The sequence below is a fragment of the Bradyrhizobium sp. B117 genome, from assembly GCF_038969555.1.
Classification (GTDB): domain Bacteria; phylum Pseudomonadota; class Alphaproteobacteria; order Rhizobiales; family Xanthobacteraceae; genus Bradyrhizobium.
Window position 1 is genome coordinate 8,544,417 of record NZ_CP152414.1, and the last position, 20,091, is coordinate 8,564,507.

A 20,091-nucleotide genomic window follows, 5' to 3' on the forward strand; every position below is an offset into this window, starting at 1 on the left:
AGTCGGGCATCCTTGGGAAAGATTAGACTCCAAAACCGCTGAAGAAGCCGATTGATCTACTGCTTGACAGCAGTCGCGAGCAATGCCTCACGATAACCTACGTAACCGGAACGAAGGTCGTCGACGGTGATGTTGTAGAATATGTCTGGCGTCACACCAAGATCTTCAATCGGAGATCCGCTGCTCCGCCAGGCAAGTGTCCAAGTTAATTTGAAATCTGAAATGCCGGCTTTCTTGAAATCAGGCGAAAGTTCAACGGAGCGCACTAGCCCTCCGGCTCCTCCAGTTCGCTGACCAATAATGATAGCTTGATGGTTATCTTGCATAATTGCTGCGAGAAATTCGGCAGCGGAGAAGGATTTTTCATTGACAGCAACGACTACCTTTTTCGTGTAGTGATTTGGCGCTGGTGCAATCTCAGCGATGCCTCCAACGAAGCCCGGCCTCGTGTTCTTCGTCCTAAGTCCACGCCCCTCCTTTAGCTCGGAGAGTACGAAGCACGCGTATGCGACCGATTCAGATGTATCTTCAGATGTTAAACTACCTCGAGCCGTGGCATAGGGCGTGCAGTGCATTTGTTGCGTGGGAATTTCAGTGTCCCGGCTCAGGAATAAAGGGCGCCGCGTATTTTCGTGACACGAGTGTCGTCTTTCCTTGGGACACTCGGCGAGATTTCGTAACAGGTCAATGTAGGAGGAACTATTGAGCCACGAATTAACTCCGCAACGGTCCAGGTTCCTCGTACGAAGAGGGACCATCGGCTGGATGGTCTATGATCGAGAACGCAAGGCGCCGGCGCTGTTAAAGGATCATTGGCCGAGAAGCTGTCTAGGGAACGGGCCGAGCAAGTAAGGCACGCACTGGTTGACGGTTCGATTGACTGTTGGCTATGATCCCTTGAGGCTAATCCTTCGATTCCGGGAAATGAACGTCTACCTTGCGTTCAGCTCCGCTCTGGGGTCTCGACGCTGAGAACATAGCCATTCGTTCATGCGCCCCAGCCGGGGCTGGTGAGTTGCCTATCACCTTCCGACAATCGGCCTTCGAACGGCTCGCGCGTCGGACAAAACGCGTAGTCTTGGCCTTGCTTGCAGCACCAGCCCTTTTGCAAAGCCCCCGTCCGTCGACCGCTAAGCCCCAGACCGAGATGCTGAACCATAGACTCAGCCTCGCCGTGCGTCGCGCCGATGACGCCCATTTCGCCGGCGAAACGCTCAGTGAAGATCTGGCGCCCGCACAGGACGGCGTTGCGGCGGAAGCGGTGGGCGATCACCGGAGCTGTACGACCCAAACGGCCAGCGGCAGATCGGTCATGCGTCACCGCATCGTTCTTGGATACGCCGCGAAATTGTCCCCCATCCCGCAGCGGTTAGAGTCTCGGGCCTTTTGCAGCGAGAGCGAACTTTGGACCACCCAGAACTAGAGTTTTGCGCTCTTATCACGTTGGCGGGCTGGTGGCGCCGGCGTGATTTTGCAGCAAAATCAGCGGTCGATTGCCGATGGCTCCATGGGGCCGCTCCTCGTTGTAGTATCTGCGCCAAGTCTCCACCTTTTCCCGGGCATCCGCAAGCGACAGGAACCAATGGGCATTGAGGCATTCGGCCCGGAAGCGGCCATTGAACGCTTCGATAAAAGCATTATCCGGCATGATGTAGCCGGTGTCCCGTGTTTCCAGACTCGATCTAGCCCATTAGCGTAGACCGATCCGGGCCTCGGGGCACCGGGAGCACGCAAGTGCGGGCAGGCCGTCGCACTGACATGAAGTGCGAGTTCGAGGTCGTTATCTGGCCGCCCCTGCGACTAGCCCGGATGCGCTGCGAGCGCGGATCCGTAATTGTCGTGTTGCCCGCAGCTCCCTTTCGCACTGACCATGGAGGGAGAGATGCGCATCATTGGCATGGACATCCATCGCGTGGCGGCCGAAGCCGTGGCGCCGCTCGAGGGACATCTAACGAAGCTCGGCCGCATTCCCATGACTCGTGACAGCTTGGAGTCTTTCGCCAGGAAGGAACTCACCCATGACGGTCACGTGGTCGTCGAGGCGACTGGCAATGCCGCGGCCGTTGTCGAAGTTCTGGCGCCGTATGTCGACCGTGTTGTCATCGCCAACCCGAAGCAGGTGCGGTTGATCGCGCACGCAAAGATCAAAACGGATGCGATTGATGCCGCCGTGCCCGCGAAGTTGTACGCCACCGGATTTCTTCCGGAGGTCTGGGTACCCGATGAGCGCACTATGGCCCTTCGACGCCAAGTCGCGCGCCGTACGCAGCTCGTGCGGCAGCGGGTACGCTTGAAAAACCTCATTCAGTCGATCCTTCACGCCCACCTCATTCCGCCCTGTCCACACCTCAACCTTGTAGGGATCAGCGGTCGCAGGTGGATCGCCGCCCAGATAGTACCTCCCGACGGGCGTGCCGCAATCGAGCGGCACCTGGCGCAGATCGACCTGATCCAGGGTTCGTTGAAGGAGGTCGAGGCGGATATCGCGTGTGAAGCGATGTCCGATCCGGTCATTCGGCGGCTGATGACGCTCCCGGGTGTGGATATGACGGTGGCTTCGGGCGTGGCCGCGGCCGTCGGCGACATTCGGCGCTTTGCCGATCCGACCAGGCTGGTGAGCTACCTGGGGCTAAACCCGAGCGTAAGGCAGTCTGGCGAGGGCTCCGCCTACCATGGCAGGATCACCAAGCAGGGCCGCGGCCAAGCTCGCGGAATGCTCGTCGAAGCGGCATGGGCTGTAGCCCGTTCGCCGGGACCGCTGCGTGCATTCTTCCGGCGCGTGGCTTCACGACGCGGCAAGCACATCGCGGCAGTCGCGACGGCGCGGAAGCTGGCGATGATCATCTGGCATATGCTGACCAAGAGCACTGACTACATCTGGACCAGGCCGGCCTTGCTGGCGCGCAAGTTCCGGAGCATCGAACTGCGCGCTGGATTACCCACCAGCCATGTCAAGCGTAAGCGCTTAGCCGTCACCCTATTGATGCGGGCTTGACGCTTTGCGGAATCGCCACGGCATGGGGTCTTCGATCCTCCTGTGGGGATGGCCGTCGATGATCGCCTCGAGTGTTTCGGCGATGTAGGCAGCAGGGTTTACGTCGTTGAGTTTGCAGGTGGCGACGATCGAGGCGAGCAAAGCCCAGTTTTCCGCCCCGATTTCATGTCCGGCGAAGAGCGCGTTTTTCCTGGTCAAGCAGATCGGCCGGATGGCGTTCTCGACCGGGTTGGTGTCGAGCTCAAGACGCCCGTCTTCGAGGAAGCGGGTCAGCCCCTGCCAATGATTGAGCGCATAGTGGATATCCTCGGCGAGCGTCGAACCGCTGGAGATCATCGACAGCTGTTTCTCGAACCAGGACTTCAACGCGGCGACCATGGGCAGCGAGTGCTCCTTGCGCGCGGCCAGCCGGATGTCCGGCGATGCGCCGCGCACCATGGCTTCGATGGCGTAAAGCTGGGCGATGTGCCGAATGGCTCCTCGGCGATCGGCGACTTGTTGTTGCGGGCCAATTTCACAAAGCGCCGGCGCAAATGGCTCCAGCAATGCACGAGCGTCCAAGGCCCTTGCGGTCGAACGACTTCGGTCAGCCGGTCATATCCGTCATAGGCATCGCATTGCAGGAAGCTTCCGCCAAAGCCGTCCAGGAACTGCTCCGCGAAGGCGCCGCTGCGACCGGGGGCATATCGGAACAACACGATCGGTGGACTTGGACCGCTGTGGCCACGGTCGTCTGACGCGATCGCCCAGAAGTAGCCTTTCTTCGTTTGACCTCGCCCCGGATCAAGCACCGGTGCCGTGGTCTCGTCCATGAACAGGCGATCCGCCATGGCCAGGTGGCGGCGCATATGGTCCGCGATGGGCTGAAGATGGAAGCAGGCGCGGCCGGACCAGTTGCCCAGAGTCGCCCGATCAAGCCGAATGCCTTGACGCGCATAGATCTCGGCCTGACGATAAAACGGCGTGTGGTCGCCAAACTTGGAGACGATCACATGAGCGATAGCCGCTTCGGTCGGCAGCCCGCCGGGCACGACGTGTTCCGGTGCGTGCGCCTGCGCGACAGGGCCCGAGCAGCGGCGACAGATGTATTTCGGGCGGCGTGTGACCGGCGCGCGCCATTGCGCGGGGATCACGTCGAGCCGCTTGCTGACGTCCTCGCCGATCTTCGTCATGGCGCCGCAACCGCACGGACAGAGCGTGCTCGCAGGCTCGATGATCCGTTCCACTCGCGGCAAATGGGCAGGCAGACAGCCGCGATTGCGATGGGAGCCTCGATCCGGATCGCTGCGCGATCGACCCTGGATGACCTTCTCGGCTCTTTCCTGCGCCGCGTCCAGAATGCCTTGCGCGATCTCCACGTCTTCGAGCGGCAAATGGTACTGATCTGGTCGTAGCTTCTCGGATTTCGAACCGAACTTGTCGCGTCGCAATTCGCCGAGAATGACATCCAGCCGACGCCGCGCTTCCTCCGATGCCGCCAGTGCCCCCTGATGCTCGCTCAAGGCCGCCTGCGTTTGCGCCAGAAGCGCCTTTAGGCGTTCGTTTTCGTCGCGCAGTGTCGCGATGCTCATGCGCTATTTCGAGCACATCGCCGCCGCCCGTGCCACGATCAAAATAGCTGCCGAGTCATTCTGCCGCAGTTATCCCGCCACCTGCGGGCGCCGTGCTTCTTCCGGGCGGACCAATCCCCAATCCAGCCCTTCGAACAAGGCAGCGAACATCGCCGGCGACATGCGCATCACTCCGTCCGCGATCGTTGGCCAAACGAACTTGCAACCTTCGAGGCGTTTGTGCACCAACACCAGACCCGTTCGATCCCTTACCAAAATCTTGATCCGGTCCGCTCGTTTCGATCGGAACACGAAGGCTGCGCCGCTGAACGGATCGAGACGAAGCATCTCCTGTACCTTCGCCGCAAGCCCGTCGTGGCCACAGCGGAAGTCGATCGGCCGCGTGGCAACGTAAATCTTCAGATCAGCACCGGCCGCGATCATCGTGACGCTCGCACCGCACGGATCACCCGGGATAGCTGGTCAGCATCTATGGCTGTGTCAGTCCGCAGCACGACATCGCCGATCGCAATCTCAAGCTTGACCGCCGGAGCCTAACGCTCCTCCAACGCATCTTCCACAACCAGCGGCGCAAACGTTGGTGGAGACACCTCGCACGGCGGCAACATACCTCGCTGTCGAAGCCGCCGTCGCCAATCGTAGACCTGCCAGCGCGTCACTCCGTGCTTGCGCGCTACCTCGGATACCTGGGCGCCGGACAACAGACTCTCCGCGGCGATCCGAGCTCTCTCAGCTTCCCACCGCACACGACGTCCTGACGGCCCTGCAAGAATCTCCAGCCGGCTCACCGACACCGCCGATGAGCCGTCAAAATAGACGTCCTTTTTGCTGTCCAATCCCATCCGAAGCCTCCGTCCTAACCGGAGGCTTCTTCGCACAGCCATCCCAGTCCCGAAGCAAGGGTTCCCGCTTAGCGCTTACTGCCAAGCGTGGATCGGCCTATGATTACAACATCCCCGCGAAGAGGGCTGAGGAACGAGCACGCGTGGAATCCGCCGAGAAGGAGTACACGAGGTTCACGTCCCGGCGGCGGGCAAAGCCGCGATCCCGACGCCGCAAGGCTTCTGCGACATAGGGCTTGTCTACAACATCCGTGTCGGTCGGTTTGCCCGGGCGTGAGAAGTCCAGCGTGACGCAGCGCTCATATGCTCACGTGTCCAGATCGCGCGACACCATTCGCTGCGGTGATCGACGCGGCACGTTACCGGTACTTTCTTGCAGGCCCTCTCCAGCACCTCCACCGCGGAACCCGAACCGTGGCACCAGTCCTGCAGCAATTCCTCCTCGAGCGACAGCCGAGATCCCGATCCTAGCAGCCGCTGCCGAAAACGAATGCAGAGATCGAAGAAAAATCGAGATTGTGACGGGGGACGCGATTAAACGACCCTACCAATTTTTGCAGAAGATTGCACGGCTTAGGTTGGTTAGCTTGCTGATGTTAGTGACTTTGGGAGATATGTCAGTGTTGATTGTCGAAACTATTTTGAAGCCAGACCAGTTTGGCGGTATTGGACTTTTCTCTGCTACTCTTTTGCCTAAAGGTGCATTGATTTGGATTCACAATCCAATCGTTGACATTGCCGTGACACCTGAACAGTACGAAACTTTACCTCGAACATTCCAAGCTTTGCTTGACAAGCATGCCTATCCAAGAGACCTCGACGTTGACGATGGTATTCTAGAATACAATGCCGACAACGCCCGTTTCATGAATCACAGCAGTCAACCAAACACGTACCAAGACGATCATTGCCGAATTTTCACAGCCTGTGACGTACAACCGGGTGAAGAACTCACTTGCGATTACTTGTCTTTCGATCCAAGGTGCGATTTATCGTGGGCTAAAGTGCTATCGCCGTAATGTTGTTGCCGTAGCGGGCTAGGTGGTAGTGGATTGAGTTGCGTCTGCGACTTCGATTCCGTTGGCGAATTTACGCAGGGAGAGTTTTTCGGCAACGGGTTGTGGCCATCGACGCGCCCCAGCTTTTCTTGGCGGCCTCGGCGAGCTTGAGGATTGCAACGAGTCTTGTTCGACAGACATCCTGTGCACGGTGCGGCGACACACGGTCGGCAACGCGCTTCCGACGACGTTGGTCGTCGTCCTACGTAGAGTCCTCCACATGTGTTGTGCCAATCTAAGACTTCGTTACCGGCGCGCTTTTTCGCAAATGTCCACGATGAGTCCGGCAGTGACAACACTGGGCTGCTGTTATGTTCCCCGGTAATTGTCTAGGGGAATTGATGAGGCGCTTCATGAAGAAGCAGATCGTGGACAGCGGGCGCTGCAGCCCGAATAACTTTCGATGACCTCATTGACGAGAGCGACCTGTTCGGGTGATCGACGTATCTCTCGATGCGCTCGGTTTGGCTGAGATGAGCCGTGAGGTAGCGGAGCCAGCGGTTGGCGTCGCGCTCCCTCTGTTCTCCTCGAACTCCGCCAAGAGATGGGTTCTTCGACGCGAAGGCGTCGCCAGCGTGGCAGCAAGTTCAAGGGTTGAGTTCTTGCTGCATGGCGCTGGTTCTCTCCCAATCAATGCGCCAGAGATCCCTCGGCCCGAACGAGATCGGGTCCTCGCCGAGGAAGTCATACGCTTGTCAGTTTACCGAGCCAGCAGCGGTCGGGCCAGAGACACAGACCCAACGCGGTTTGTCTGCAAGCAACATCCCAGCGCCCTGGAATGCAGCCACGGCGCAACTAATCCCTACTTGATCAAATGCAAAGACGGCATCCTTGGTTTGATACTTCAGTTTATCCGCTGCCCGGAGCACCCCTTCGGCACCATTTTCAAACGTGGCGTTCATCGTCCAGTAGTCTTGATTCGCGACAACAAACGCGTGGAATGCCTTCTTGATATCCCAACCAGAGCGCTGCGATAAGATACAAAACACCTTGTTGTAAATTCCACTAGAATGGTGAACGCCCAATTTTTCATTGTATTTGGAGACATGGTCTATAGAGACGCCATCCTGTGGCGGGTCGCACATATATCGCAAGGACGTGCCAGCTTTTTTGGTAACATCCGCCCCCACCGTCAAGTCAGACCCCGATCTTCCGAATGTATCGCCATACTTGTGGAAGTAACGTACTCGGCAGCTTCTCCTGCCATGTCGGAAAACGACTCGTTCATTCCACCTGACTGGTACTTATATTCGAGTTGCGAATTCTGCTCTGTGAACCCGTGCGACACTTCATGGGCAACGACATCCAAGCCGACGAGAGGGTAGTACTTCGTTTCCCCGTCGCCAAACGTCATTGAGCTGCCATTCCAAAATGCGTTCTCTTCGTTGCTACCGTAGTGTACGCGCAAATGCAGTTTCTGCTTCAAAGAACGCCGTACCAGTCCTTATACAAGTCCACAACAACCTTCCCAAAGAATTTGGCATCATTGAGTGGTGAGAACACGCCATTGGTGGGGTCCTCTGCGTTGTTGTAACACCTGAACGTAAAGGGCTTGTTTGTACCATTTTCAGAATTGTGCAAGTGCTCGGTGAAAACATCTGGACTATCCATTTGGCAGGTGCTGCCCTGCTCGCTCACTTCGAAGGGCGGAACAGTTTCACTTCCATAGGTGTACTGGCGAGTCTTGGGATTTCCGCCAGGCCCCGTTCCTTTTTGTGCGTGTTGTATGTTTTCATAGGAATTCACCGTTTCGCCTGTGATAGCGTCGATAAACAATACAGGGCGTGTCGGACGTGGCGCTGCTGCGCCGCTCTCGAGAGTTGTAAAGAACGACGTGCGGTACACAAGCCGCACCTCGCCATCGCTCGACATCCTTGCGCGGGGCGAACAGCCGATCGCGGCTTTCCAAGCATCGCCCAAGGCAGACGGTGTAGCAAGCAGTACCTATTTGGGTTCAGATATCTCTGACGTCACGGAGGCGCGGCCGCAGCAGACACCAAATGGCCCCGGCTACGATCTGAACTTCGAGAACTTGCCCGTCGCCACCGTTCTAAAGGTGATGCTCGGCGACATTCTCGGTCTCGGCTATACCATCGATCCGCGCGAGCAGGCCACAATCAGCCTGGTGTCCGCGCGACCGGTGCCCAGATCTGACATCGTTTTGTGCTCGAGAGCGCGTTGCGACTTTCCGGCCTTGCGCTGGCACGCGATGGCGGCGGATACAAAGTGACGCCGCTCGGCAATGCCACTGGAGCCGGTCACGTCGATGCCGAAGCTCGTCGTTCCGAAGCCGGCTATGGAGTGTCAGTGGTACCGCTGCAATATGTTGCAGCGAAAACCATCCTCAAACTAATGGACAGCTTTGCAACGCGCGCCGGAAGCGTCCGTGCGGACTCCACGCGAGACCTGCTTCTGATCCAAGGGACGGGACCCGAGCGGCGAACGGCCGTCGAGACCGCCTTGACCTTTGATGTCGACTAGATGAAAGGGCAATCGGTGGGCATCTATCCCATTAACAATTCCGCGCCCGAGCCCCTGATCGCGGAGCTCGAGACCATCATCGACTCCGGCGACAACGGGCTTAGCCATGAACTTGTGAAGCTCCAGGTCATCTCTAGGTTGAATGCCATCATGGTCGTAACGCGCAAGCCGCCCTTGCTCCAGACCGTAGCGACTTGGATTCATCGACTCGATCAGGCAGACATGGCTCAAACCGGCGTTCGCGTCTATCGCGTCCACTATGGTGACACCCGCCACTTGGCCAAGGTGCTGACCCAGATGTTCGGCGGCAGCGCCTCGACGTCGACCGACATCGCCGATAAGGAGGTCGCTCGCACGACCTCGGTTGCCGAACGGCTGTCTGCCAATACGTTCCCCTCATCCGCCAGCCTGTCCACCCCCGGGTCGGGCGGCAACGGAGTAAGTACCCCATCCTCATCAGGCTTGAATTCGTCGAACGGAGCGGATGCCAGCAATGGACTTGACACACCAACCGGTGGTGGACCGCCGGCCATGCCCAACGTGCGGATCACCCCTGATGCCGTGAATAACTCTGACTTGATCTATGCCAGTCGCGAAAACTATCGGATCATCAGTTCCACCTTGAAGCAGCTCGATCAACCCGTGCTGCAGGTCGGCATTGAGGCGACGATCGCCGAAGTAAAGCTCACGAACGAGCTGAGTTACGGTGTCCAGAGCTATCTGACCAGCACGCAGGTTGGATTGAAGGCCGACCAGGGGTCTATCCTTACGACCTCGACCAGCGGTGCGGTGAATAAGGCAGCGAACGCTCTGCTAAATCGCACAATTCCGGGCTTCAACTTCTTGATCGGATCGGAGTCCCAGCCGGCCATTATCCTCGGCGCGCTGCACGGGTGACCAGCGTCAATGTGTTGTCCAATCCGTCACTCGTTGTCACCAACAACCAGCCTGCAACCCTTCAGGTCGGCGATGTCGTTCCGGTCGAGACTAGCAAGACGAATTATCTATCGCAAAGCGGCGCCACGGTTAGTACTATCGACTACCGCAACACAGGCATTATTCTTCGTGTTGTTCCCCGTATCACCACAAGTGGAAACGTCGGTCTTGAAATCGAACAGGAGATCAGCCACGTATCCTCGGCCGGTTCATCCGGGCTTACGCCGACCGTGTCCCAACGCAAGGTGAAGAGCGCGGTCTCTGTGGCAAACGGCCAAACCGTGGTCCTGGCCGGATTGATCAGTGAAGACCAGAAGGGGGATCGCAGCGGCATTCCGCTACTTGACGAGATTCCTGGTCTTGGTGATTTGTTTTCACACCAGAGTAAAAAGGGGCAGCGGACGGAGTTGATCATCTTCATTCGGCCCCAGATCATCCAGACCGGCAACGATGCGCATCAGCTGGCAGAGGAGCTACGTTCAAAGTTTCGCGGTGAAGTCGGCGCGAGCATTACAGATGACCTGCGTGTCCGCAACGTCCGCTGATCATTGTCATATGCCGCCGTTTGCTCGACGCAACATTATCTGGCTCGTGCCGGCGCAAATGACGGCTCTGCTTGTCGCGCTAGCGCCGGCACGCGCAGACCCCATTGCATCAGCACGGAGCGCCTATGCACATGGGAACTATCAAAGGCAGTCGGCCAGCTCACCCCACTTGCATTACGGGGCAACGCCCAAGCACAGGCGATGCTTGGCTTCATGTACGAAAACGGCTTCGGCGCACCAAAAGCCTACGATGCTGCAGTCGGCCTATATATTCAGGCCGCAAATGCCGGAATTCCATTTGCCCAGGCGATGCTTGGCCTGATGTATGACAAAGGTCGTGGCGTCCCGCAGGATGTCGTTCTCGCCTATAAATGAATGAATCTTGCGGCAGCTCAGGCCCGCAGCGCTCAAAGGGATTATTTTCTCCGCTTGCGCAACGCGATTGCGTCCAAAATGTCCATGAATGAGATCGCGCAGGGGCAGACATGCGCGCTGGCGTGGACACCAGGTCCATGGTCAGGCCGGACGCGCAGCTCCCCCTTGCAGTTCTCAAAGGACGAAGCGGCGCGCCGCGCAATTCGATCTAGAGGCGCTCGCGGTGGTACAGCCGGGAAGCCCTAGCTGAACCCACAGCGAAGGCGTCGCGCCTTCGAGCCGTAAAGGTCTTCTAGGGGGGGGACGATTGCCGGTTTCGTGCGGATGCGGCGGCACGGTCCCAGCCAATGCTACTAAGCATAGGTCACAAAGCGTCATTCGTGGCGCATCGATCCAGACGCTGGTCGCCGGCCCTGAGACGGCCTCGGCTCGAGCCGCGTCGTCGGACTCCTGGAATTGCTCCGGAACTATTGCTGGAGCAGAGACGCCAGCGTGTCACGCAGCGGCAGAGGAAGTTACCTAATCCGTTCATCTGATGCTTGGCAGTCTTGCCGCCACCTTCCGGGAGCACCCGATCGCGCGTAAGCCTGTCAACGTCAGGTGTGATCTCTCGCTTGCGCGAAGCAAGCAGCGCCCCCCGGCCGCCCTTTCGAACCGGTTCGCGGGTCCGCTGCGGCGTTGCCCCGCCGCGCTTGGAAATCACGCGAAATCTCGTGCCACAAAAGAGCTCGCTGCGGACCATCGAGACTCCAGTCAGCCATGTCATGGCGCCGTCGAGCACCGTGTACGGAGTGTGCGCAGCAGTTTCTCCTTAAGTGCCCCTTGGTCGCGCTCCGGTAAAGAACCGGCGCGCCATCTCCAGTCCAAGTCCTGGCGTCAGGCCGAGGGGCACCGTACCCTACCCAAGATCTCGGCGAATCTTGCTCAATCTCGCAGTTACTCACCCAGCACTTGATAACGCTCGACCAACTCCCAATCCCTGCAAAGATGGCCCGCAAACTGATCCTGATATTCTCTGGTCATGCGCAAATTGTGCCGTTTGACGTCAGAGTCGCAGATGTGCTGTTCACCAACGCTCTTGATGACGATCGCTTGCGGCTCGATCTTTGCCCCTCGGTTCACTTTCGCACGTAACGAAGAGGTAGAAAGCCGCAATGTCGTGAGACCGCGCGCCGCAGCGTAATCGAGGGGCTCGTAATAGCACAAGACGAAATATCTGTAATCCTTCAGATCGCGACTGTAGTCTGCCCCGAAGTAGCGCAAGTGAAGTGCCGTTCCAAAGCGATAGAAAACGGCCAGCCCGGTTATCTCGTTGTTGCACTCGGAAATTGCTGCGGCACCGAACTGCGACACACCCGCCTTTCTCTGCCCGGCGAGTATCCTTTCCATCCAGTCGCGACCCTGGGTGCTTCCGTGTCGAGACCTGTTTTGAGTTATGAGATCAGCGACTATGGAGTCATCGAGTTCTTCGGCTGAGGCCCATCCGATCTTCCCCCCGGCTCGACGGAACGCCGCGACCTCAGACCTGCTTTGATTACGATCATGCGCGCATGAGCGCGCCATCATCCCGGTCACCCCCGTATGCGGCACTTCTAGATAGGCTTCGGCAGAATGCAAAACGACCGTCCCACCGATATGCTCCGCGAACTCCACCGCCGCTGGGTAGGGCATGTACGGCATTACGACGCCGGTATATCCCCGCTCCTGAGCATAGTTTAGAGCGCTGCGTCCAAACTCGCCTAAAGCCTCGCACCTTCGCCTGCCCTGAATGCAGGGTATTTCGTTGTGGGTATTGCGCCGACCACCTAGCCAGAGAAAGCTTTGTTGCCAAGGGCCGGGAATTCCCGCCATGCAATCTGGTAGGAAGAACAAGCCAGGTGATTGGTCTCCCTCCCAAACCGTGCACGCAGCTACAACTCCGGCCGGCCCGCGGACCGCAAGCACGTCTGTTGCGCCGAACGAATGTTCGAGGGCTCGCAGCCACCGGTAGCTGTTATAGAAATTGTTGTCACCGACGAGGGCATCCCATTCATGCTCGTCGAAGCCGCATAGACCTTCCGTGACTGCTGAGGAGAACGGGGCTGAAAACGTGCTCCTGAATGGTACAAACGTCATGGGTGTCGTTCCGCATGGCGTGGGACACGGATGCCTTCAATGATGATGGCGTGCGGGCTTTGGAGATATGCATGCAGCTCCTTGGGAAGCTGATCTATATGGGCGTGCGTTGGCACAAACAGTTCTCGCCATTTCAACGATCGGAACCCGGCTTGTGCTAATGAACTCTCCAAAGAAGGAGCGGGCCAATGCCATGCGAATACCCCGCCTTGTTCTCCATTTTTGCAGAACTCGACCTTGATACGTCCACCTTCTAAATATGGGTTCTCAGGATCGTCCACGACGAGCCTGAAGCCACAGGGTTCGTACCAGTTTGGATGTGGATTGTAAGCTGGATGAGTCGACAACGATATCAAGCGCCCGCCCGGACGCAACAGCCCGCCCATTTCAGCGCACATGCTGTCCAGCTCAGTTTTGGTAGCGGCATAGGGCAGCACATAAGATGCAAGTACCAAGTCGAACTGGGCTGCCATGTTGGCATGGAGATGGGTCACGAAGGAGAGATTGATCGCCTCTTTCTCTGCGCGACGCCGCGCGTAGTTTAGCATGCCTGGCGCCGGATCATATCCTACAACATAGGCTGCTCCGCGTTGCTTAAGTATTCGCGAATATGCTCCTGCGCCGCACCCAAAATCTAGGATGGACAGACCACCAACATCGCCGATCACCTCTAATACGCTCGGCACTTCGATGTATTTCTGAAGGGGCCATTCAGTCATATTCTCGTGCAGGCTTGCAAATTCATCGAATTGGGCCGCGCTGTCGGACACAGACGCAGCTCTCGATTCGCCATACTCATGTTGGCACGAACCCAGTGTTTCTTCTTCGGGGGACGGGCAAGAACCGGCGGATAACGCGACTTTAGGTGTGAGCGGTGAGGATCCGAGACTCATGCTTCGATCCGTTCCGACCAGACCGACACTGTCTTAGATCTGTCGAGATACTTTTCGTAGAGTTCTTCGAGCATTTTCTTGCCGACGACGGCGAGCTCAGCTTGATAGGCTTTGCGATCGGTCACCTCAATGCGCTCGATATAGTCCCACGGCCCGCCTGATATGCCGGCGCCGGTTTCCGTGATGCGGTGCGTCGAATAGCTGACAATGGTCTTCAATTTACCGGCGACGACATAGTCGACCTCACGTTCGAAGCGTTCATACTCCGCTGCGCTGACACCCGGCTTCAGTGCGGCAAATACAAATCGGACAACAGCCATTTTCGATCCTTCTCGTGTCGTGGCATATCAAAGTTCAAGTGGTCAGCGCTGAGCCAAGAGACTAGGCGACGATCGCCTCGCTGCATTCCAGGGCGACGCTCTTGCGCTGCTCGCTTTAGCTGATGGACATCGCTCGGCGAAAGCGCTCGCGCAAAATGCGCAGAGCGCCTCGTCCCCTAAAGGAACAAACCGATGAGGTTGCCCCCGGTAACATGAGCGGTAGTTGGAGCGCGCTCGATGATTGCCGATGGTCGTCCGTGATGCTCGGCGCATTCCTACGCGTCGCTGCCGCTCTCCAGGGCGTAAGTAAGGGCCAAGTCCTGTACGGCACGAACGACAGAAGCAATCGCGGCGCACCCGACCGGTTTTCAATTGACGGCTTGTCGATCGCCTTGATGTGATTAACCGACTAAGCGCCATATGAACTCCGGGCTCGGCTATGTACCAGACGGCCACATTGAAACGAGTTTGCGCAGGGCCTCAGCAAAGTGCGTGCCACAAACGGCTTATGCAACTTGCGTAGCAGGCGGACACAACAACCACTTCCGCCGCACGGCGGAATACTTGGCCGGCCTTGTCGCATTTCGCACGCGCACGTCTTGATCCAGACACGCCTGAATATGACCACGGCGACTGCATGGCAGTCGCACTGCTATTAAGATCGCGAGGCAAGGTCATGGTCAGCCTGATTTCCTACCTCTTTGTCCAGTGCAATGTAGGAAGGAAACGCAAACAGTCGTCGAAAGCGCCGATAGCTGTGTTCCGCCTCAAAACACATCGGACCCACGAGACTCGTCTGCATAGAGAGACAGCTGTGAAGAGGGCGAGGAGAAAACAGTTCGAGGCGGCAAGCGCCTGCTCTCTTGCCCTGTGGATGGCGCTGAGGAAGGAAAATCGCGTTGCGCCGAGGGCGGCTCAGAGGTCTTGTGCGCACGAGGGAGAGTTGTGGACGAGGGTTTTGCCGAGCTGCAGATTTCGGCACGTTCGCCGGCTTCCGCCATGGCGATAAAAGAACAAGGCAAAGTGAGTGGACCGAATGTACCACGCCGGTGAACGTGAATTCCTCTCGGCTACTCACGACTACCGATCGATGTTGGATCGGGGCAGCGATCTCGACAGCGGATGTCGGTATCTGGCCGCGCTGACCGAAGCGTCTGGGCGCTTGCGCCGGCCCTGCTCCATTTAGGTGCCGATTCGTCAGCAGGGTCCCTGTCCGGCTTTGCAAGCCGTGTTACTCGATTGAGGTAGGCACCAGATGATCGGCCAGCGAGCCAGCGCTGTTTCGATTGCTTTCTGCTGAGTGCAGAATGCTTGCACAGCATTATCACATCCGCAGAACAGCGCGTCCGCGACGCGGCCCCGATAGCTTGTAAAGTCGCTCGGTACTGGCATGCTAATTGCTACCTGCGTCAGGCAAATGGGGGAGGAATCATTGACCTGCCAACGCCCTTAGCTTGCCGCCTGCGCCTCGAAAGACGGCTGGTTCAACGTTAGCTGCGGAGCCTATTGACCTACATGTGCGGAATTGTCGGCATTTTGGGACGCGGTCCAGTCTTTGAACAATTAGTCATTTCCCTGAAGCGGCTAGAGTATCGGGGCTATGACTCTGCAGGCGTCGCAACGCTGGACGGCCGTCATTTCTACCGACGGCGCGCCGAAGGCAAGCTCAAGGCGTTAGAGAACCGACTGCGCGCCGAGCCGGTGTCTGGGCATATCGGCATCGGGCATACCCGCTGGGCCACCCACGGAAAGCCGAGCGAGAAGAACGCCCATCCGCATGCGACCGACAATGTGTCGGTCGTTCATAACGGCATTATCGAGAACTATCTTGAGCTGCGCGCTGAATTGGAACGAAAGGGTGCACAATTCGCCTCCGAGACCGACACAGAGGTCGTCGCTCACATGGTCGAATCCCATCTGATTAAGGGCTATTCGCCTGAGGACGCAGTGAAGGCTTCGCTGCCCAAATTGCGGGGCGCGTTCGCGCTGGTTTTTCTGTTCAAGGGCTGCGACGATTTATTGATCGGCGTTCGCAACGGATCGCCACTTGCTATCGGTCACGGCGACGGCGAAATGTATCTGGCATCGGATGAGATTGCACTTGCGCCTTTCACAGATACCATTACCCATTTGGAAGACGGCGACTGGGCCGTTCTGACCCGCAACTCCTTCATGATCTATGACCTGCAAGGCGTCATCGTCCATCGCGAGGTGCTGAGATGTAGAGCGTCGCCGACCCTCATCGAAAAGGCAAACTACCCTCATTTCATGATCAAGGAGATTCACGAGCAGCCGGAAGTCGCCGGCCATACGCTGGCGCGCTATGTCGACCCGGCGGGCGATCGCGTCGCATTGCCTCAGACGCTCCCATTCGACTTCAATGACATTGGTCGAATACTGATCACCGGTTGCGGGTCCGCCAGCCATGCCGGCCACACCGCCAAATACTGGTTCGAGCGGCTGGCCCACATCCCCGTCGAGGTCGATGTCGCCTCCGAATTCCGCTACCGAGAACCGCCCTTGCGCGAGCGCGATCTCGTCATCCTCATTTCGCAATCCGGCGAGACGGCTGATACGCTGGCTGCGCTGCGTTTTGCCAAATCGAAAGGACTGCGCACGCTCTCCGTGGTCAACGTGCCGACGTCGACGATTGCGCGGGAGAGCGAGACTGTGCTGCAGACGCTGGCCGGGCTCGAAATCGGCGTCCCCTCGACCAAAGCCTTCTCGTGCCAATTGATCGTGCTCGCGGCTGTTGCGATCGCCACCGGGAGATCGCGTGGCGAATTGTCCAGGGCCAGCGAGGCCAGGCTCGTGCAAGAGTTGGTCGAAGTTCCTCGCCTGATGACAGCTGCACTTGCAACCGAATCACAAATCGAGAAGCTCGCGCCGCAGGTCGCCAAGTCGCGCGGCGTGCTATATATTGGTCGCGGCAGCTCCTTTCCGCTAGCGCTGGAAGGCGCGCTGAAGCTGAAAGAAATCGCCTACATCCACGCGGACGGCTATGCTGCCGGCGAGCTTAAGCACGGTCCGATTGCGTTGATCAGCGACGGTGTGCCAGTCGTGGTGATCGCCCCTCCCGACCCGCTGTTCCAAAAGACGGTCTCAAACATGCAGGAAGTTGCAGCAAGAGGCGGCAACATCATCCTAATAACCGACGCAAAGGGGGCCGAGGCAGCCTCTGTGAACCCGCTCGCGACCATCGTATTGCCTGACATGGGGACAAGCTTTACTCCGATAGTTTATGACATTCCGATGCAGCTCTTGGCGTATCATACTGGGTTGCTGATGGGCACAGACGTTGACCAGCCACGCAATCTCGCTAAGTCGGTCACTGTCGAATAGGTTGCCTCGATTTTCGCCGATCCGACGCTCATCACCGCTCGGCGTACTTGAGCGGTTGGTGACATCGGTGTTGCGTCCAGCGCGCCACAGCTAGGCTCTCGCCTTTGAACCTAAGCTGAACTGGAAGGCGCCGGACTTGGGCGATCGCCGCTCAGCACTTGCATCACCTAAATCAGCACCGCGCCAGCGCTCCCCTCGGGGCGAGACTATCCAGGATAAAGGTCAAGACTTCGTGGCATCGGGACGCTGTCTTTCGAACGGCGCTCAAAATATTCCGCTTTTCTTGGCCGCATCCGATCCCCCGCGTGCTGGAACTCGCCGGCACAACGGTTGAGGCGTGCTTATCTGCGCGGCGACCTCACTGTCATTCATTCGCTGGACGATGGACCTGGTTCGTAAGGGTGAGCAGCACCCAGAGCGCAAGTTTAAAAAGGCCGCTACGGTATACGTGTCAACGGACGATAATGAGATAGTCGGCCACGTCTGCTGCGGCGGACCCTTGGCTTTATTCAGCCAGGTCAGCACTGCTCCTCGATGAAGCGGCCCTGGCAGCGGCATAATTGAGATTCAATCCGGTACGGATCGATGACGGCGGCGTAAAGCTGCTGCTTGAGAACTGGGGTGGCGAGGCGACGTATTTCTGGCTCGAGGATGAAAGGCTTGAGAAGCTTGTCGCGGGCATGGGACGCGCTCGCATCTTCGAAGTTGCCGTTCCGGTCGAAAAGACCAACCAGTGGCTTTCTGCGGGCCGTGCAGTGGTTGGTGCATTCGCTCGAACGCTTGGCTGTCGGCCAGATCACGGCGCCTTCGACCTGTACACGATGGAGCCGTTAGGGGCGGCCGCGATCTTCGCTGTTCATACCGCCGGCGAGACGACGTTCAAGAGGGTCGGCAGAGGTTACTCGGCAGGATACAGGTCCATCCGCTGAGGTGGCGCGCTGAAGGCCCGCTCGCGGCCGGCCACCGCGAAGGGCCTATTTATGCTGCGCCGACAGGTTTTCCGGCGCCTGCAGTAAAAAGCAATTCCGCAAGAATCTGCCGAATGCGCCCGGTCAGAGCTTCGGATCCAGCTAAATAGTCGGAACGGTCGGTGATCGTCTCCCTCGATTTGAGGCCCAAATCTCTACGATCAAAGGATCTAAACTTGCATACATTTGCATATGGTCTGGTGACCTTGGGTTACCTGATCCTCTTCATCCTAAGCCTGGGCTCCTGATGCCAGGCCGCAGGGCGGCTTCGGGGCCCTAGCTTCCGTTGCGCCGGATATCGGCCGCTGCCGAATCCGGCCGGACACGCCCTGCGTCATGACCAGGAGCAGCTTCAATTCGTCGGGCGAGAAGGAAACATCGCGGATCGACTGTATATCGGTGACCACGCTGCCCTTGAGCGGCCGCACCGAGATCGTTGACGCATCGGTGTGCGCATATGCAGGCGCTCATGGAAGGCCGATTGCGCCTTGCCGTATTGCAGCAGTCTCTCCGGGAAAATGATGCTCTTCCCCCGCCCTCCGGCAAATGGACGAGCATAGGCAACAATCATCGTGGTCGTAAAGGCGATCTGTTGGATCGGCACGCTTCCCCGCCGCAGGAACGACAGGGAATGCCACCCGTCTTGAGGATATACTGGGCGCTGGAACTGGCTATCGCCAGGTCGCAGTGTGAGGCGTGCAATTTCTCATAGAGAGCGCGATCCCGCGGCAAGTCAAGTCTTCAATCATCGTGTCATCCGGGTATCACTTCAGGGCCACTTAGGGAGTTTCCATGACGGACATCTTAATTCTGGTCGATGATCGGCAAGGCCGAGACGATACATCCGTTGGATAGGCCGATCTTCGATCGCCTCAAGAATTCTCTTGGCTTTGACCTGCAGTGCCTGCCTCGCAATTAAACAACCCTGCAGCGAGCGTTGCGGCTGCCATGGCCCCAATCAGTTGCGCGATGATGAAGGGAACAACGCTACTCGGAGCGATGCCGGCAAAGGTGTCGGACAGCGACCGTGCGATCGTCACCGCGGGATTGGCGAACGAAGTGGATGCGGTGAACCAGTAAGCGGAAGTTACATACAAGCCAACGCCGTAAGGGACCGCAGCCGGAGTTCGGCTCGCGCAGCCGAAGATCGTGACGAGCAAACCGAACGTTGCGGCGGCTTCTGAGATCCACTGTCCGGCTCCCGTTCGTTGTGTGAGCGAGACCTGCCAGAGCTGAATATCGAACATCAAATGCGCCGCAAAGACCCCCGCGAGCGAACCGGAAATCTGCGCAAGAATATAGGCCCACATGGCTCGCCACGTCAGTTCGCCGCGCAAAGTCAAGGCCAGACTGACTGCGGGATTGAAGTGCGCTCCAGAGAGCGGACCGAAGACCAGGATCAGGACCACCAGGATCGCACCAGTGGAGATGGTGTTACAGAGAAGCGCGAGCGCGACGTTGCCCCCGGCGAGCCGTTGCGCCATGATCCCCGACCCGACCACGGCAGCGACAAGGAACGCCGTTCCGAGCCATTCCGACACAATGCGCCGTCCCATGGACGGCATCAGAATTGTCCGAGCGGCGCCTTTCGTTGGACCGATCTCCTTGAGTCCGCTCTTTCGCGCCATTTCATCTCGCTGATCATCGGCC

At 58.2% G+C, this 20,091-nt stretch carries 18 protein-coding genes and 2 pseudogenes; 8 read left to right on the forward strand and 12 right to left on the reverse strand.

Translation table 11 applies throughout. The annotated features are described in order from the left end of the window. Window positions 1-56 precede the first annotated feature (56 nt). Both AAFG16_RS40725 and AAFG16_RS40730 read right to left on the reverse strand, forming a co-directional pair. Window positions 57-575: a S41 family peptidase gene (locus AAFG16_RS40725; RefSeq protein WP_342734449.1), complete on the reverse strand. Its 519-nt coding sequence runs from the start codon at window positions 573-575 to the stop codon at window positions 57-59. An 863-nt stretch (window positions 576-1,438) separates the two neighbouring features. Next, window positions 1,439-1,642 (reverse strand): annotated as a pseudogene (locus AAFG16_RS40730) (transposase); the annotation flags it as partial. A gap of 240 nt (window positions 1,643-1,882) precedes the next feature. Here AAFG16_RS40730 and AAFG16_RS40735 point away from each other — a divergent pair. Beyond that, window positions 1,883-2,995 (forward strand): IS110 family transposase, encoded by a 1,113-nt coding sequence (locus tag AAFG16_RS40735; protein ID WP_342734451.1) that lies wholly within the window; start codon window positions 1,883-1,885, stop codon window positions 2,993-2,995. Here AAFG16_RS40735 and AAFG16_RS40740 read toward each other — a convergent pair. The 3 genes and pseudogenes from AAFG16_RS40740 to AAFG16_RS40750 all read right to left on the reverse strand — a co-directional run bounded on the left by AAFG16_RS40740 (window position 2,978) and on the right by AAFG16_RS40750 (window position 5,450). Continuing rightward, window positions 2,978-4,566 (reverse strand): annotated as a pseudogene (locus AAFG16_RS40740) (IS66 family transposase). The gene AAFG16_RS40735 and the pseudogene AAFG16_RS40740 sit on opposite strands and share 18 nt — an antisense overlap. A gap of 69 nt (window positions 4,567-4,635) precedes the next feature. Then, window positions 4,636-4,989, reverse strand: a complete 354-nt coding sequence (gene tnpB, locus AAFG16_RS40745) for an IS66 family insertion sequence element accessory protein TnpB (RefSeq protein ID WP_342734453.1) — start codon at window positions 4,987-4,989, stop codon at window positions 4,636-4,638. Window positions 4,990-5,099: 110 nt separating this feature from the next. Then, window positions 5,100-5,450, reverse strand: coding sequence for a transposase (locus AAFG16_RS40750; protein WP_342734455.1), 351 nt, complete (start codon window positions 5,448-5,450; stop codon window positions 5,100-5,102). Window positions 5,451-6,022: 572 nt separating this feature from the next. Here AAFG16_RS40750 and AAFG16_RS40755 point away from each other — a divergent pair. Next, on the forward strand, window positions 6,023-6,427 hold the full coding sequence (locus AAFG16_RS40755) for an SET domain-containing protein (RefSeq protein ID WP_283087081.1): 405 nt from the start codon (window positions 6,023-6,025) through the stop codon (window positions 6,425-6,427). Window positions 6,428-7,161: 734 nt separating this feature from the next. Here AAFG16_RS40755 and AAFG16_RS40760 read toward each other — a convergent pair. Both AAFG16_RS40760 and AAFG16_RS40765 read right to left on the reverse strand, forming a co-directional pair. Further along, the gene (locus AAFG16_RS40760; RefSeq protein WP_342741057.1) at window positions 7,162-7,596 is read right to left on the reverse strand and encodes a M4 family metallopeptidase; all 435 of its coding nucleotides are present in this window, start codon (window positions 7,594-7,596) and stop codon (window positions 7,162-7,164) included. A gap of 292 nt (window positions 7,597-7,888) precedes the next feature. Beyond that, entirely contained in the window at window positions 7,889-8,311 is a 423-nt protein-coding gene (locus AAFG16_RS40765) for a hypothetical protein (protein WP_342734457.1), read from the reverse strand. Between AAFG16_RS40765 and AAFG16_RS40770 the strand changes: the two genes are divergently transcribed. The 5 genes from AAFG16_RS40770 to AAFG16_RS40790 all read left to right on the forward strand — a co-directional run bounded on the left by AAFG16_RS40770 (window position 8,301) and on the right by AAFG16_RS40790 (window position 10,803). Beyond that, the gene (locus AAFG16_RS40770) at window positions 8,301-8,696 is read left to right on the forward strand and encodes a hypothetical protein (RefSeq protein WP_342734459.1); all 396 of its coding nucleotides are present in this window, start codon (window positions 8,301-8,303) and stop codon (window positions 8,694-8,696) included. The two genes, AAFG16_RS40765 and AAFG16_RS40770, sit on opposite strands and share 11 nt — an antisense overlap. Continuing rightward, a complete protein-coding gene (locus tag AAFG16_RS40775; RefSeq protein WP_342734461.1) occupies window positions 8,693-8,947 on the forward strand; it encodes a hypothetical protein in 255 nt (84 codons plus the stop codon). The genes AAFG16_RS40770 and AAFG16_RS40775 overlap by 4 nt, the downstream gene beginning before the upstream one ends. After that, window positions 8,948-9,844: a secretin N-terminal domain-containing protein gene (locus AAFG16_RS40780; protein ID WP_342734463.1), complete on the forward strand. Its 897-nt coding sequence runs from the start codon at window positions 8,948-8,950 to the stop codon at window positions 9,842-9,844. Further along, window positions 9,841-10,428, forward strand: coding sequence for a type II and III secretion system protein (locus AAFG16_RS40785; protein WP_342734465.1), 588 nt, complete (start codon window positions 9,841-9,843; stop codon window positions 10,426-10,428). Before AAFG16_RS40780 ends, AAFG16_RS40785 begins: the two co-directional genes overlap by 4 nt. Before the next feature lie 201 nt (window positions 10,429-10,629). Beyond that, window positions 10,630-10,803 carry a hypothetical protein gene (locus AAFG16_RS40790; protein ID WP_342734467.1) on the forward strand — a complete coding sequence of 58 codons (174 nt, stop codon included), beginning with the start codon at window positions 10,630-10,632 and terminating at the stop codon, window positions 10,801-10,803. A 936-nt stretch (window positions 10,804-11,739) separates the two neighbouring features. Here AAFG16_RS40790 and AAFG16_RS40795 read toward each other — a convergent pair. The 3 genes from AAFG16_RS40795 to AAFG16_RS40805 are packed head-to-tail and all read right to left on the reverse strand — an operon-like array spanning window position 11,740 to window position 14,131. Beyond that, window positions 11,740-12,918 (reverse strand): hypothetical protein, encoded by a 1,179-nt coding sequence (locus tag AAFG16_RS40795; protein WP_342734469.1) that lies wholly within the window; start codon window positions 12,916-12,918, stop codon window positions 11,740-11,742. Continuing rightward, window positions 12,915-13,811, reverse strand: coding sequence for a class I SAM-dependent methyltransferase (locus AAFG16_RS40800; protein WP_342734471.1), 897 nt, complete (start codon window positions 13,809-13,811; stop codon window positions 12,915-12,917). Before AAFG16_RS40800 ends, AAFG16_RS40795 begins: the two co-directional genes overlap by 4 nt. Then, window positions 13,808-14,131: a hypothetical protein gene (locus AAFG16_RS40805; RefSeq protein WP_129146370.1), complete on the reverse strand. Its 324-nt coding sequence runs from the start codon at window positions 14,129-14,131 to the stop codon at window positions 13,808-13,810. The genes AAFG16_RS40800 and AAFG16_RS40805 overlap by 4 nt, the downstream gene beginning before the upstream one ends. Before the next feature lie 1,515 nt (window positions 14,132-15,646). Between AAFG16_RS40805 and glmS the strand changes: the two genes are divergently transcribed. Then, entirely contained in the window at window positions 15,647-17,473 is a 1,827-nt protein-coding gene (glmS, locus tag AAFG16_RS40810) for a glutamine--fructose-6-phosphate transaminase (isomerizing) (protein ID WP_342741058.1), read from the forward strand. A gap of 518 nt (window positions 17,474-17,991) precedes the next feature. On the opposite strand, the gene AAFG16_RS40815 is transcribed toward glmS, so the two are convergent. Then, window positions 17,992-18,273, reverse strand: coding sequence for a hypothetical protein (locus tag AAFG16_RS40815; protein ID WP_342734475.1), 282 nt, complete (start codon window positions 18,271-18,273; stop codon window positions 17,992-17,994). A 1,040-nt stretch (window positions 18,274-19,313) separates the two neighbouring features. Beyond that, window positions 19,314-20,006, reverse strand: coding sequence for an MIP/aquaporin family protein (locus tag AAFG16_RS40820; RefSeq protein WP_342741059.1), 693 nt, complete (start codon window positions 20,004-20,006; stop codon window positions 19,314-19,316). Window positions 20,007-20,091 lie beyond the last annotated feature (85 nt).